The sequence below is a fragment of the Reyranella sp. genome (genome assembly GCF_965227665.1).
Classification (GTDB): Bacteria; Pseudomonadota; Alphaproteobacteria; order Reyranellales; family Reyranellaceae; genus Reyranella.
Window position 1 is genome coordinate 332,292 of the sequence record NZ_OZ245767.1, and the last position, 13,566, is coordinate 345,857.

Annotated in this window: 13 protein-coding genes; 7 read left to right on the top strand and 6 right to left on the bottom strand. The window is 66.3% G+C overall.

Going from position 1 to position 13,566, the window contains the following annotated elements; all coding sequences use genetic code 11:
* Nucleotides 1-78 precede the first annotated feature (78 nt).
* The gene (locus tag ACO07I_RS01670; protein ID WP_422013682.1) at nt 79-741 is read left to right on the top strand and encodes a TetR/AcrR family transcriptional regulator; all 663 of its coding nucleotides are present in this window, start codon (nt 79-81) and stop codon (nt 739-741) included.
* A gap of 3 nt (nt 742-744) precedes the next feature.
* On the opposite strand, the gene ACO07I_RS01675 is transcribed toward ACO07I_RS01670, so the two are convergent.
* The 4 genes from ACO07I_RS01675 to ACO07I_RS01690 form a co-directional block, all read right to left on the bottom strand.
* A complete protein-coding gene (locus ACO07I_RS01675) occupies nt 745-1,932 on the bottom strand; it encodes a TMEM43 family protein (RefSeq protein ID WP_422013684.1) in 1,188 nt (395 codons plus the stop codon).
* 214 nt (nt 1,933-2,146) lie between these two features.
* Nucleotides 2,147-2,956: a phytanoyl-CoA dioxygenase family protein gene (locus ACO07I_RS01680; protein WP_422013686.1), complete on the bottom strand. Its 810-nt coding sequence runs from the start codon at nt 2,954-2,956 to the stop codon at nt 2,147-2,149.
* Entirely contained in the window at nt 2,953-3,255 is a 303-nt protein-coding gene (locus ACO07I_RS01685) for a putative quinol monooxygenase (protein ID WP_422013688.1), read from the bottom strand. Before ACO07I_RS01685 ends, ACO07I_RS01680 begins: the two co-directional genes overlap by 4 nt.
* Nucleotides 3,256-3,286: 31 nt before the next feature.
* Nucleotides 3,287-4,972 carry an N-acyl-D-amino-acid deacylase family protein gene (locus ACO07I_RS01690; RefSeq protein ID WP_422013690.1) on the bottom strand — a complete coding sequence of 562 codons (1,686 nt, stop codon included), beginning with the start codon at nt 4,970-4,972 and terminating at the stop codon, nt 3,287-3,289.
* Between the two features lie 108 nt (nt 4,973-5,080).
* Here ACO07I_RS01690 and ACO07I_RS01695 point away from each other — a divergent pair, with 108 nt between their 5' ends.
* Together ACO07I_RS01695 and ACO07I_RS01700 are read left to right on the top strand one after the other, a co-directional pair.
* A complete protein-coding gene (locus tag ACO07I_RS01695) occupies nt 5,081-6,154 on the top strand; it encodes a tartrate dehydrogenase (RefSeq protein WP_422018398.1) in 1,074 nt (357 codons plus the stop codon).
* A gap of 35 nt (nt 6,155-6,189) precedes the next feature.
* Nucleotides 6,190-7,176 carry a tripartite tricarboxylate transporter substrate-binding protein gene (locus ACO07I_RS01700; RefSeq protein ID WP_422013692.1) on the top strand — a complete coding sequence of 329 codons (987 nt, stop codon included), beginning with the start codon at nt 6,190-6,192 and terminating at the stop codon, nt 7,174-7,176.
* A gap of 492 nt (nt 7,177-7,668) precedes the next feature.
* Here the strand turns inward: ACO07I_RS01700 and ACO07I_RS01705 are convergent, their stop codons facing one another.
* Nucleotides 7,669-8,718, bottom strand: coding sequence for an alkaline phosphatase D family protein (locus tag ACO07I_RS01705; protein ID WP_422013694.1), 1,050 nt, complete (start codon nt 8,716-8,718; stop codon nt 7,669-7,671).
* Nucleotides 8,719-8,763: 45 nt separating this feature from the next.
* Here ACO07I_RS01705 and ACO07I_RS01710 point away from each other — a divergent pair, with 45 nt between their 5' ends.
* Nucleotides 8,764-9,273, top strand: coding sequence for a hypothetical protein (locus ACO07I_RS01710; protein WP_422013696.1), 510 nt, complete (start codon nt 8,764-8,766; stop codon nt 9,271-9,273).
* On the opposite strand, the gene ACO07I_RS01715 is transcribed toward ACO07I_RS01710, so the two are convergent.
* Nucleotides 9,274-10,179 (bottom strand): LysR family transcriptional regulator, encoded by a 906-nt coding sequence (locus tag ACO07I_RS01715; protein WP_422013698.1) that lies wholly within the window; start codon nt 10,177-10,179, stop codon nt 9,274-9,276.
* 103 nt (nt 10,180-10,282) lie between these two features.
* On the opposite strand from ACO07I_RS01715, the gene ACO07I_RS01720 reads away from it, so the two are divergent.
* The 3 genes from ACO07I_RS01720 to ACO07I_RS01730 all read left to right on the top strand — a co-directional run bounded on the left by ACO07I_RS01720 (nt 10,283) and on the right by ACO07I_RS01730 (nt 13,531).
* Nucleotides 10,283-11,638 (top strand): arylsulfatase, encoded by a 1,356-nt coding sequence (locus tag ACO07I_RS01720; protein WP_422013700.1) that lies wholly within the window; start codon nt 10,283-10,285, stop codon nt 11,636-11,638.
* Nucleotides 11,635-12,597, top strand: coding sequence for a Bug family tripartite tricarboxylate transporter substrate binding protein (locus ACO07I_RS01725; protein ID WP_422013702.1), 963 nt, complete (start codon nt 11,635-11,637; stop codon nt 12,595-12,597). The genes ACO07I_RS01720 and ACO07I_RS01725 overlap by 4 nt, the downstream gene beginning before the upstream one ends.
* A gap of 94 nt (nt 12,598-12,691) precedes the next feature.
* Nucleotides 12,692-13,531 carry a TauD/TfdA dioxygenase family protein gene (locus tag ACO07I_RS01730; protein ID WP_422013704.1) on the top strand — a complete coding sequence of 280 codons (840 nt, stop codon included), beginning with the start codon at nt 12,692-12,694 and terminating at the stop codon, nt 13,529-13,531.
* Nucleotides 13,532-13,566: the final 35 nt, after the last annotated feature.

A 13,566-nucleotide genomic window follows, 5' to 3' on the forward strand; every position in this document is an offset into this window, starting at 1 on the left:
ACTCAAGAATAAACGTCGTTAACTTACCGTTGATAAGTTATCTGCGTTAATATAATAGTCAAGGGTAGGAGAACCCCGGTGAGCGCTTTTTCGACAGCGGCGACGGGCGGCCGGAAGAAGCGCGGCGAGGGACATACCCGCCGCGAGGAGATTCTCCAGGCCGCCAAGGAACTGTTCCTGGAGCAGGGTTACGAGGCCACGACGATCCGGCGGATCGCCGACCGCGTCGGCGTGTCGGCGCCGGCGCTCTATCTCTATTTTCCCGACAAGGAACAAATGATGCTGGCGCTCTGCGATCAGACCTTCGGGTATCTGATCGAGAGCATCGCTGAGATCGAGAGCACCGTCAGCGATCCGCGCGAGCGCATCCGGCGGTTCGGTGAGGCGTACCTGAAGTTCGGCCTGGCCCATCCTGACGAATACAAGCTGATCTTCCTGGGCACGAACATTCCGGAATCGGTCCGCAAGCTCGGGCATCGCATGCCGACGGACGATCCGACCCGTCCCGGTATCGGCGGCGCCCTCGTGTTTCAGCGGCTCGTAGGCATCCTGGCCGAGGCCGAGGGGGCAGGCCTCAAGCTCAATTACCCGGCGGACACCTGCGCGGAGCTCTGCTGGATGGCCATGCACGGCGTCGTCTCGGCCCTGATCCTGAAAGCCGACTTCCCGTGGTCCAATCGCGACCTGCTGGGCACCGGCATGCTCGACATCGTGATGAAGGGCATCATCCGGGGCGACTGACGATCAGGCCAAGGGCTGCGCAGCCTTCTTCGCCGCCGCCCGCGTCTGCATCAGCCGAATGAGGCCCCACGTGGCTGCCGCGCCGAGCACCAACACCCCGATCCCGATCAGCGGCCGGTACCACAACCATCCGAACGCGATCACGATCGGTGCGATGGCCACCGTGCACACCAGCGCAACGAGGAACGTCCCCGCACCGATCACGTCGCCCAGAAGCGGAATGACGCTGCCGGCGACGGCCAGCGGGCGCAGCACGAAGTTGAACCCGATCAGCATGAAGATCACGCCGATCAGGCGCAGCACCCACGTCATGGTGACGTTCTCCTCCTCGGCATGCTCGAACATGATCTTGGCGGGGACGGTGCCGGCGGCGATCAGCTCGACGGTCGTGCCGGTACGGGTGGGGAAGGGCGCGAAGCCGGATCCGGCCTGGGCCGCGACCACGCTGGCGGTCTGCAGGGGCACTTCCGCGAAGGAGATGCGCATGTCGCCGATTGCCGGCTCCGACGGATCTCGGCCGACATAGAGAATGCCGTCGTTCGCCGTGACCGGTTTGGTGACGCGGTTCTGCAGGGCATTGACTTGGGTGTCTGTCGCCGCGAGCCGGCGAGGCTCGCCGAAACCGCGCAGCAGGGCCTGAGGGACGGCGAAGGCGCCCAGCCGCGTGCCGGGGGCGACCAGGTCGCGCGACTGGTAGGTCATGACCGGATTTGTATGGCCGCGCGGCTCCCTGAAGCGGTCGGAGTCGATGGGCTTGTCCGACCAGGTGCGCACATACTTGTAGGTCGTGGTGCGCTCCTCTCCGCCGCCGAACTTCGTGCGGGTCTCGCTGTGGCTCTCTTCCTTCCACTGATAGACCTCGACATGGCGCACGAGCCGCACGCCCTCTACCCGGACCGCAAAGTCTGGATCGGATACCGGGCCACCGGTCGAGAGCATGCCGCTCACATGGATCAGCCGGCCGTCGTTCGCCGGATCGACCCGATCGGCGGGCACGCTGCGCACGATGCCGGCGCCTTCCTGCAGGCCCTGCGCCGTGTGGATCGCACGGCCCTCGTTCCAGAACAGCACACCGATCGACACGACGATGAAAATGAACCCGATGAGGACCCCGACGATCGCCTGCCCGAGGCGGGCGAACCATGACGTATTGGTGACCTCGGTGATCTGATCGACGCCGCGCTCTTCCATTGAACCTGCCCTCAGGGAATCGAATTGAAGACTAGCGCGGGATGAAGTCGGGTCGAATTGAAAACAAAACCCGTCGCCTCGACCGCAGCCGCGCATAGCGCGGCGAAGTGGAGAGGCCTTGTCTCCATCACAAGCCGGCAAATCGTGGAGGCAAGGTCTCTCCAGTTCGCGCCTTCGGCGCTCCGGTCGAGACGACGGAAGATTCTTTAGAGCTCTACCGCCTCGGCCAGACTCTCGGGAAGAGGTCGCAGGTCATCGGCGCGCCGGCGGCAAGATCGGGCGTGTGGGGGAACTGGAAGGTCCCTGGCCGCGGATCGTAGCGGGCATCGTCGCCGGTGTAGCGCAGCGACAGGCCGCGGCGCCGCGCGCCCGGCGTGTCGTTGCCCGGCGCGCCGTGAACGATCATCGCGTGGAAGACCAGGCAGTCGCCGGGCTCCATCGTCCAGGACCGGATGTCGTACTTGCTGCGGTCGGCATCGATGTCGGGGATCTGAACGAGGTCGCTCGCCGTGAACTTGGCCTCGTGGCCCTTGCGGAAGGGCGTCGGCCGGTAGTTGATTCCCCAGCGATGCGAGCCGGCGATGAATTCGACCGCGCCGTTGCTGTGGTCGATATCGTCGAGGGCGATCCAGACCGATGTGATCTGCCGGCCCGTGACGGGCCAGTAGGGCTGGTCCTGGTGCCACGGCGTGGGATGCGCCGTGCCGGGCTCCTTCACGAAGAGCTGGTCGTAGAAGAAGTCGACCTTCTCCGACTGCATGAGTGCAGCGGCGATTTCGCCGGCCGGCGAAGCGGTGGCAGCAAGCCGGAAATCGTTGTCCCGCTGCCACATGAACATGTCGCCGAAGAATTTGCCCGACGAGCTGCCTTCCGCGAAGTTGGTTGCGTGGGGCCCCGGCTTGATGAGGTTTCGCTCGACCGCCTCGCACAGGATTCCAACCCACACGGCATCGAAGGCGCCGCGCAGGCAGACGACGCCGTCGCGCTCGTACGCGGCGACGTCCGTTTCAGTGACGGGGATCAAGCGTTCTGCAGCACGTGGACGGCGCGATCGGCGAGCAGGTCCTTGTTCTTGGCCGCATAGGCCTTCATGTGCTCCGACGCGCCGTGGGCCTTGAGGTGGTCCATGCTCTCCCACTTTTCGATGACCACGAACGTGTCCGGACCGAACTTGGCGAACGGACCGCCATCGGTGTCGACAGCCGCGCCGTACTCGATGCAGCCCTTTTCGGCGTGGACGGCCGGGACGTTGTCCTTGAAGTTCTTGAGGACTTCGTCGCGCTTGCCGGGCTTGGCCGTGATGATGGCGATGACGTGGATCATGATTTTCTCCCTCGTGAGCGTCTTCGTGGCCTTAAGCGGCGCGGCCGTGTCTTAGCAGACGACCGGGCAGCTTGTCGTCGGCCGCGACGGTATCCTTGTTGTTCTGGCGGATGACCTTGCCGTTGACGATCACGGCGTCGATGCCGCTCGCTTCGGAGACGAGGCGGTCGGCGCCCGCGGGCATGTCGTAGACCCGCTTCAGCGGGCCGGGGCTCACGGTCTTCGCATCGAAGACGACGACGTCGGCCGGCCGGCCCTCGGCCAGCACGCCGCGATCGCTGATGCCGAACATCTCGGCCGGACGCTGGGTGAGATTGTGCACCGCCTCCTCGAGCGTGAAGACCTTGCGATCACGCACCCAGTGGCCGAGCAGGTGGGTCGAGTAGCAGGCGTCGCAGAGCTGGCTGGCATGGGCGCCGGCGTCGGAGAGGGCGATGATCGTGTTGGGATCGGTGATCAGTTCGGCCACTTCCTTTTCGTCGAAGTTCATGACGGCCATGCGGAAGCGCGTCTTCAGGTCGTCCGCCAGCGAGATGTCCAGGGCGAGATCGACCGGATCCTTGCCCAGTCGGGCGGCCGCGACGGCCAGCGGCATCTCTTCGAGCTCGCGATGCGAGGGCGACCACGAGATGACCACGCGGTCCCACCATTTCTGGAAGAGCGGCGTGACCTCGCTGCGCAGCTTCTCGCGCCAGGCCGGATCGGCATAGGCGCGGCGGCGGGCGCCGGGATCCTTGGCGTCGGCTTTCGCCAGCTCGTTCATGAACGGCATCACGTCGAAGATGAACGGCTCGGCGAAGGTGACCTCGAAGTTCAACGGCCGGCAGCTCACCTGCGGGATCACCATGGCGCCGGACTTGCGCTGCTCGGCGGCGAGATCGAGCTGCTTGCGATGGCCGCCTGGCCCGTAGAGGTGAGAGAGCAGGGCGGTCCAGGTGACCGGGATATTGTACTTGCGGCTGACCTCGGCCATATGGCGGGTCGAGAAATCGCGGCCGATGGTGATCTGCATCAGGCCGCGCTTCATCTCGCCCATGACCGAGACCAGGGCATCCATTTCCTCGGGCGTCGCCTGGCGGCTGGGCACCGGCTTGCCGGCATAGCCGTTGTGGCTGACCGAGACGGAGGTGCCGAAGCCGATGGCACCGGCTTCCATCGCCTCGTGGACCAGCTTCTTCATCGCGCCGACCTCTTCGGCCGTCGCGGCGCGCTCCGTCGACTCTTCTCCCATCACATAGAGGCGCAGCGGTGTGTGGCCGAACAGGGCCGCCACGTTGATCGCCGAGCCACGCTTCTCGAGCGCGTCGAGATATTGCGGGAAGGTCTCGAACGGCCAGTCCGTGCCCAGGCCGGCTTCCAGCGCCTCGAGGCTCATGCCCTCGACCTTTTCCAGGGTCTGCATGATCATCTTGCGGTGGATTTCCCGGCTCGGTGCGACGCCGAAGCCGCAATTGCCGATCACCGTCGTGGTGACGCCATGCCAGGGCGAGATGGTCAGCATCCGGTCCCACAGGATCTGGGCGTCGTAATGCGTGTGCACGTCGACGAAGCCCGGTGCGACGACCTTGCCCGTGGCGTCGATCGTCTGTGCGGCCGGCCCCTCGACCTTGCCGAGCGCGACGACCTTGCCGTCCTTGATGCCGACATCGCCGACGAAGCCCGGCTTTCCGGTGCCGTCGACGATGGTGCCGCCGGTAATCTTGAGGTCGTAGGTCATGGCCACTCCGGGGTAAACGCTTGTTCATATTGGCGCGGGTGCGTCGCAGGGGCAATGCCGTGCTTGCATGGCAAGGTCGCGCTGCTACGTTCCCCGCGGTTCGGGAGGATTATGATGGCCAAGCACAAGATCGCGCTCATTCCGGGAGACGGAATCGGCAAGGAAGTTCTGCCGGAAGGCGTGAAGGTCCTGGAGGCCGCGGCGCGGCGTTTCAACTTCGAGCTCGAGTTCACCGACTTCGACTGGTCGTGCGATCGTCTGGTGAAGACCGGCAAGATGATGCCGGACGACGGCATGGAGCAGCTCAAGGCCTTCGAGAGCATCTTCCTGGGCGCCGTCGGCTGGCCGGGCGTGCCCGACCATGTGTCGCTGTGGGGCCTGCTGATCCCGATCCGTCGCGACTTCGACGAGTATGTCAACCTGCGTCCGGTGCGCCTGTTCGAGGGCGTGCCGTCGCCGCTCGCCAACCGCAAGCCGGGCGAGATCGACTTCTGGGTCGTGCGCGAGAACACCGAGGGCGAGTACAGCTCGATCGGCGGCCGCATGTTCCAGGGCACCGACGACGAGATGGCCATTCAACAGTCCATCTTCACGCGCAAGGGCGTCGATCGGATCCTCAAGTTTGCCTTCGACTTCGCCAGCACGACGAAGAAGAAGCACGTGACCTCGGCCACCAAGTCGAACGGCATCATCCACACGATGCCATTCTGGGACGAGCGCTTCGAGGTGATGCGCAAGAAGTACCCGGACATCAAGGCCGACCAGTATCACATCGACATCCTGACGGCGCATTTCGTGCGCAACCCGGACTGGTTCGACGTGGTGGTCGGCTCCAACCTGTTCGGCGACATCCTCTCCGACCTCGGCCCGGCCCTGACCGGTTCGATCGGCGTGGCGCCGTCGGGCAACATCAATCCCGAGCGCAAGTACCCGTCGATGTTCGAGCCGGTCCACGGTTCGGCGCCCGACATTGCGGGCAAGGGCATTGCCAACCCGATCGGCCAGATCTGGTCGGGCGCCATGATGGTGCGGCACCTCGGTTATCCGGAGGCGGCGGAAGCGATCGAGCGCGCCATCGCGGCGTCGCTGGTCGAGGGCGGGCCCCGCACCAAGGATCTCGGCGGCAACGGCGACACCAAGACGGTGGGTGCAGCCATTGCAGAGCTCGTGAAGACGGTGTAGCAGCCGCATTATAGTGATTCTTGGGAGGTAACCCTGTGAAGAGACGCAACCTGCTGACCACCGCCGCCGCCGTTGCGCTGGCGGCCGCACCCCTGGGCGCCATGGCCCAGACGGCCTATCCGACGAAGCCGATCACGGTCATCGTGCCGTTCGCGGCCGGCGGCCCGACCGATGCCCTGGCCCGCGTGCTCACCGCCCGCATGGGCGAGGCACTGGGCCAGACGATGATCGTCGAGAATGTCGGCGGCGCCGGCGGCACGATCGGTGTCAACAAGGCCGCCAAGGCGACGCCCGACGGCTACACGGTGCTGTTCACGCACATGGGTACCCTCGCGGTGAACATCGCGCTCTACAAGACGCTGCCCTACGACAGCCAGAAGGACCTCGAGCCGGTCGGTCTCGGCGGCACGAACCCGATGGTGCTGGTCACCAAGAAGGACCTGCCGGCCAAGGACTTCAAGGAATTCGAGGCCTATGTGAAGGCCAACCAGAAGAAGGCGCAGTACGGCATGGCCGGCATCGGCGCCGCCTCGCATCTCGGCGGCCTGATGCTGAACAGCATGATGAAGGTCGACGTGCTGGAGATTCCCTACAAGGGAACCGGGCCGGCGTTGAACGATCTCGTGAGCGGCCAGTTCGATTACATGGTCGACCAGGCGGTGAACGTGCTGCCGCAGATTCAGGGCGGCAACATCAAGGCGCTGGGCGTCAGCACGCTGAAGCGCCTGCCGCAGCTGCCGAACGTCCCGACGATCGACGAGTCGGGCCTCAAGGGCTACGAGGTCACGATCTGGAACGGCTTCTTCGTGGCCAAGGGCACGCCGAAGAACGTCATCGACACGCTGAACAAGGCGCTGGTCACCGCGCTCAGCGACGAGAAGGTGCGCGCGCGCCTGATCGACCAGGCGGTCGATCTGCCCGAGCCGAAGGACGCGACGCCCGAAGCGCTGCGCGCCCAGCTCAAGGCCTCGATCGACAAGTGGGTGCCCGCCATCAAGGCGGCTGGCGTCCAGCCGCAGTAACCACCTGTAGAGACAACGTACGAAGGGCCGCCGCAGGGCGGCCCTTCTTTTTTTGTGAGGTCAGCCGGGGTTCACGGCACTCGATGACGCTGGCGGGTGTTGCCGGGAAGGGGTCCTTTCCTGGTCGCTTGGCAGCCCGTTCATCGGCTTTGGTGGTTGGCCGTGCTGACCCATGTAGGCCGAGTCGGGTAGCGGGCGCCCGTTGGAAGGCCTTTGCGCTCCGTCACTGCCAGGTTTCGCGCCGGGCCGTCCCTGCGGCGGTGGTCCTTCTGGCCGACTGGAGGAGGCACCGGTCGATGTCTGACGGGAGGGAGGAGGCGCACCGTCCTGTGCGAAGACCGCGGTACCGGAGATCGCCAGCGCGAGGAGAGGGATCGAGGTGAGGGCTTTCACCGAGTTCATGCAGCATCCTTTGGAGACGGGCGGTGGACATCGCCATGTTCCCGGTTACGCACTGCTGGGGGTGGTCATCCCTCGACTCAATCTGGGCAATCAGGTGGCAATGCCCAGAGCGCTGAAGCTGACATCGACCGCCCGCCGCGTGTCGCCGCCTTCATCGCGCAGTGCGAGCAGGAGCGTGCGAGCCGACCAGTCGATTTCGACCACGCCGAAATTAGCGGCGGCGAAGAGCGGGCCGAGGCGGTTGGGGCCGGGCTCCTTGGCCGCCCAGTAGACCATGTTGAGGCCGCTCGAAGTGGCCTCGTACAGCGGATAGAGACCGTCGGGAGTCTCGCGATAGAGCGCGCCGATGTGACGATCGCCTGACAGGAAGACGACGCCCTTGGCGCCACTCTCGCGAATCGTGTCGAGGAGCTTCTGCTTCTCCAGCGGCAGGTTGCCCCAGCGCTCCCAGCCATGGCCTTCGGCCAGGACCTGCGTGCTCGACACGATCAGGCGCAGTTCGGCCGGCTTGCGCAGTTCGGCGGCCAGCCAAGCCCACTGCTCGGCGCCCAGCATCGTCTTCGCCGGATCGGGGTCGGGCAGGTAGCGCTGCTTGCCCGGCGCGCCGCGTTGGTCCGTGATCTTGAGCGGCGAGCGGAACCAGCGCACGTCGAGCAGGATGACCTGCACGCGCTTGCCCGGCGGGCCGATGATGCGTGAATCGTAGATGCCCCCACGGGTGCGGCGGATGTCGTTCGCCGGGGCCTTCCAGAACTCGAGGAACAGGTCCTTCGACAGACCTTTGTGGGCAAATTCCACGCCACCGTCGTTGACGCCGTAATCGTGATCGTCCCAGACGGCGAGATGCGGGACCGTCTCGAGCAACTTCGTATAGCCCGCGATGTGCCGGGCTTCCTCGTAGGCCCGCTTCAGATCCGCTGCATCCGGCGCATGGAAGTCGCCATAGACATTATCGCCGGCAAAGATGAAGAGGTCCGGCCGGTAGGCGAGGATGGGCTCCCAGATCGGCTGCGGCAGGGTCTGCTTTGCGCACGAGCCGAAGGCAATGCGCGACAGGGGCGTTGCGGGTTGCGCCCGGGAGGCGGCGGGGGCCAGCGAGGCGGCACCCATGAGGCCGGCGAACGTGCGGCGGGTGAACATGGTAAACACCATAATGACATTTTGTGTGGTTTGGATGGCGACGCGATGAAACGTCACCTCAAGCGCGGCCTGGAACTGCTGCTGATGCCCCTGGCGGCAGCGATCGTCTTCATCGAGGACGTGCTGCTGCACTACCTGGGCGTCGCGATGGCGGCGTTCGCCAAGTGGCCGCCGGTCGCCCGGCTCGAAGCCTGGTTCGCGCGCCTGCCGCCCTGGGGAGCCCTGATCGCCTTCGTCGCGCCTTCTACGCTGGTGCTGCCGATCAAGCTGGCCGCCTTCGGCTTCGCCCTGCATGGCAAGTTCGCCCTGGCGACGGCCAGCATCCTGCTCGGCAAGGTGCTGGCGACGGCCCTGGTCGCGCGTCTCTACAAGATCCTGCGCCCCACCCTGGTGACGATGCCCTGGTTCCTCGCCTCCGAAACCTGGGTCTTCAAATGGCGCGACAGACTCTATGCCTTCGTCGAGTCGTTGCCGGCCTGGCAGAAGACGAAGGCCATGGTGCAGCGCCTGCACCGCTGGCTCTCTGACCTGATGGCCGGCCTCTTGGCCCGCTAGCTACGCGGAGCCGAGGCGGGCGCCGGCTTCCTTGGCCGCGCGCCGCAGGGCTTCCAGAAATTGCTCGACCGAATGCGAGGGCGGCATCAGCGCCGACAGGAGCACGCCGACGTTGAACAGCGTCCGTGGACGCCACGGCACCAGGGCGAGCCGGCCCGCACCCAGGGCTGCCGGCGTGAGCGGATCGGCAATGGCGACACCGGCGCCCTGGGCGACGAGACGGCAGGCGAATTCGAGCGAGTCGACGACGATGCTCGGACGAATGGCGACGCCTTCGGCCGCGAACATGGTCTCCACGTCATGGCGCAGCTGTGTGCCGGGCCCGAGCACCACCAGGGTCTCGGCGGCGAGATCGCGGACGCCGAGCGATTTGCGCCGGGCGAGGGGATGTCGGGCGGGAAGGACGACCACGGCGGGCAGGCTCATGAGCGGCCGTGCCTCGATCCCCGGATTGTCGAGCGGCAGGGCGCCGATCCCGAGGTCGAAGGATTGGTTGGCGACGGCCAGTTCGAGCTCGCGCCGGTGAATGATCGCGACATCGACCTCGACCTCCGGGTGATGGCGATGGAAATCGGCCACGGCCGGCGCGAGCAGGCTGGCGGCAAAGCGTGGCATGCTCACGATCCGGAGCCGGGCTCGCGTGCCGCCCGCCACGCGCTGGGCAACGCGGGGCAGGTCGTCGATCGCCACCAGAACACGCCGCACCTCGGCGAAGAACGTGGTCCCTTCGGTCGTCGGCACGAGGCGCATGCGATCGCGGTGGAAGAGCCGCAGTCCGGTTTCATGTTCGAGGCCGGCCAGCAGGCGGCTTGCCGCGGACTGGCTCATGTTCAGCGACTGGGCGGCGGTGCCGAGGCTTCCCAGCTCCATGATCCGCAGGAAGAGCCGCAGCGCCTGAAGTTTCACCGACACCTCTTGCGGATATCGCAACAACCCGTCCGCTGTTTGCATTTTATACAAGAGCCGTCGGCTGTCACTCTTCGGGCATCCTTGAGAAGGAGCGTGCCCCGTGACCGTTCGCCAACCCAACATCCTGCTGATCCTCGCCGACAATCTCGGATGGGGCGAACTCGGCTGCTACGGCGGCGGCGTGCTGCGCGGAGCTCCGACGCCGCGCATCGACGCGTTGGCGGAAGAAGGCCTGACCTGCCTCAACTTCAATGTCGAGAGCGACTGCGTGCCGACCCGCTCGGCGCTGATGACCGGGCGGCACCCGATCCGCACCGGGGCGATGCAGTCGGTGCCGGCCGGCCTGCCCCAGGGTCTGATCCCTTGGGAGATCACAATCGGCCAGCTGCTGCAGGACGCCGGCTACGCGACCGCCTGCTTCGGCAAATGGCATCTGGGCGACCGGGAAGGGCGCCTGCCCAAGGATCGCGGCTTCGACGAATGGTACGGCATTCCACGCACCTCCAACGAGGCGATGTTCACGGCGGCGCCGGGCTTCGATCCGACGATCGTGCCGATGCCCTATGTGATGGAGGGCGTGAAGGGCGCGCCGGCGCGCGACCTCGCAGTCTACGACCTCGAGCAGCGGCGCCTCATCGACGGGGAGATCACGCGCCGGACGATCGATTTCATGGAGCGCCAGTCGGCCGCCGGCCAGCCGTTCTTCGCCTATGTGCCGTTGACGCAACTGCACTTTCCGACCTTGCCGCATCCCGACTTCGCCGGCCGCACCGGTGCGGGCGACTTCGCCGATGCGATGGCCGAGATGGACCATCGCGTGGGGCAGATGCTGGATGCAATCGACCGGCTGGGCCTGCGCGAGGACACGCTCGTGCTGTTCGGCAGCGACAACGGGCCGGAATTCCGGCGGCCCTGGCGCGGCACCGCGGGCCCTTGGCGCGGAACCTATCACACGGCCATGGAGGGCGGGCTTCGCGTTCCCTTCATCCTGCGTTGGCCGGGCCGCATCGCGCCGCGCCGCACCACGGACGTGCTGCACATCACCGATCTTTATCCGACATTGGCGAAGGTCGCCGGCGCCACGCTGCCGGCGGACCGGCCGATCGACGGCATCGACCAGCTGGGCTTCCTGCTGGGCGAGCAGCCGAAATCCGCACGCGACGGTTTTCCCTACTACATCAAGACCGAGCTGCGGGCCGTCAAATGGCGCGACTGGAAGATGCATCTCATGTGGGAGGTCGAGCCAAACGAAGGACCGATCAAGCTGGAGACGCCCTATCTGTTCAATCTCGTGAAGGATCCGAAGGAGGAGACCGACGCGAACATGGACGAAGGGTGGGTGCGCGGGCCGATCCGCCGCCTGATCGAATCGTTCCAGGACAGTCTCAAGGCCCATCCGCCGATTCCGCCCGGCGCGCCGGACGCGTTCGTGCCGGGCGGGAAGGCGGGCACATGAGACGCGCGCTCCTGCCGTTCCTCGCGGGCTGCCTCGCGCTGTCGGCCTTCGCCGCCGCGGCGCAGGACTGGCCGAGCAAGCCGATCCGCATCGTCGTGCCGTTTCCGTCGGGAGGGACCACGGACACGGCGGTCCGGCCGCTGGCGGAACGGCTGTCGCAGCAGCTCGGCGTCTCCGTCGTGGTCGAGAACAAGCCCGGCGCGGCCGGCCGCATTGGCTACGATTTCGCGGCCAAGGCGGCGCCCGATGGCTACACCCTGCTCGCGGGCACCGACAGTCTCGGCCTGCAGCCGCATCTCGATCCGCCGCCCAACTACGATCCGATCCGGGACTTCGCGCCGATCGCTCAGCTCTCGTCGCAGCCGCTGGTGATCGCGGTGCATCCGTCGCTCGGCGTCACCACGCTGCAGCAGCTTGTCGAACTGGGCCGCACGAAGCGCGAGCCGATCGGCTACGCCACCTCGGGCATCGGCTCGTCGCAGAACTTTGCCGGCGAATGGTTCGCCCGCGTCTCCGGCCTCAAGATGCTGCACGTGCCGTATCGCGGCGGCGGCCAGGCGGTGAACGATCTCCTGGCCGGTCAGGTCCAGCTCGCGGTGCTGGGGATCGCGCCGCTGATCCCCTATCAGAAGGCGGGGCGGATCCGCATCCTGGCCGTCACCACCGCGGAGCGATCGCCGGCTCTGCCCGACGTGCCGACGTTGAAGGAGCTGGGTTACGACGTCGTCGTCGATCAGTGGATGGCGCTGCTGGCGCCGGCCAAGGTGCCGCCTGCCATCCTCGAGCGGCTCAATGCCGAGGTGAACACCGCGCTGCGCGATCCGCGGCTGCGGGAGATCTACGCGGGCGTGGCGATGCGACCCGTCGGTGGCACGGCCCAGGACCTCGATACGCTGCTCAAGAGCGACTATCGCCGCTTCGGCACGCTGACCAAGGAACTGAACTTCAAGGCCGAGTAGGGCGCCTTTCGCTCTCCGGCTCGCGCCTTTGTGCGGTCGGCCGTTCCTGCGTTAGGCTTGCTCGACGCAGTGAACGGACGGGAGTCGCAGGACCATGCCGCAAGTCGTTCCCAACGAAGCCGCCCTGGGCGCGCGGATCGAGGGGCTGGATCGCGCCACCGCGAACGAGCCCGCGATGTCTGCGATGCTGAACCAGGCGCTGGCCGAGCATCTGCTGGTCGTGATCCCGGGCGATCCGATGACGCCGGAACAGACGCGAGAGTTCTCCAAGGCCTTCGGCGCGCCGCAGAGGCAGCTGCTGCGCTACAAGCGCAGCGGCGCCGTGCCCGACGTGTCGGTCATGGTGAGCACCCTGATGGCCGATGGCACGACCGACAAGACGGCGATCCGTGCGGAGGACTGGCACACCGACGATTCCTATTTCGCCGTGCCCGCCAAGGCGACGTTGCTGCACAGTATCGAGATTCCGAGCCACGGCGGCTCGACCTGGTTCTGCAACATGCACTCGGTGTTCGAAGCCTTGCCGGAGGCGACGCGCAAGCGGATCGACGGCATGAAGGCCATCCATGGATACGACACGCCGCGCGCCCGCAACCGGCCCTCGCCGCGCACGCCGGAGGAGATTGCCGAGACTCCGGACGTCGAGCATCCGCTGGTGCGGACCCATCCCGTCACGGGGCGCAAAGCGCTCTATCTCAACCCCAACCGCCTCGATCGCATCGTCGGGCTGCAGCGGGCCGAGAGCGATGCCCTGCTCGACGAACTGGCTGACGAGGCGCGCAAGCCACAGCATCATTTCGGCCATGTCTGGACCAAGGGCGACATCGTCGTCTGGGACAACCGCGCCACCATGCACCGGGTGGTGATCGACTATCCGGTGGGCGAGGAACGGGTTATGCACCGTGTGCTGATCGAGGGTGAGCCGCCGATCTGAGGCCTTGACCGCCGCCTGACCAGCTCCGAGTGGTG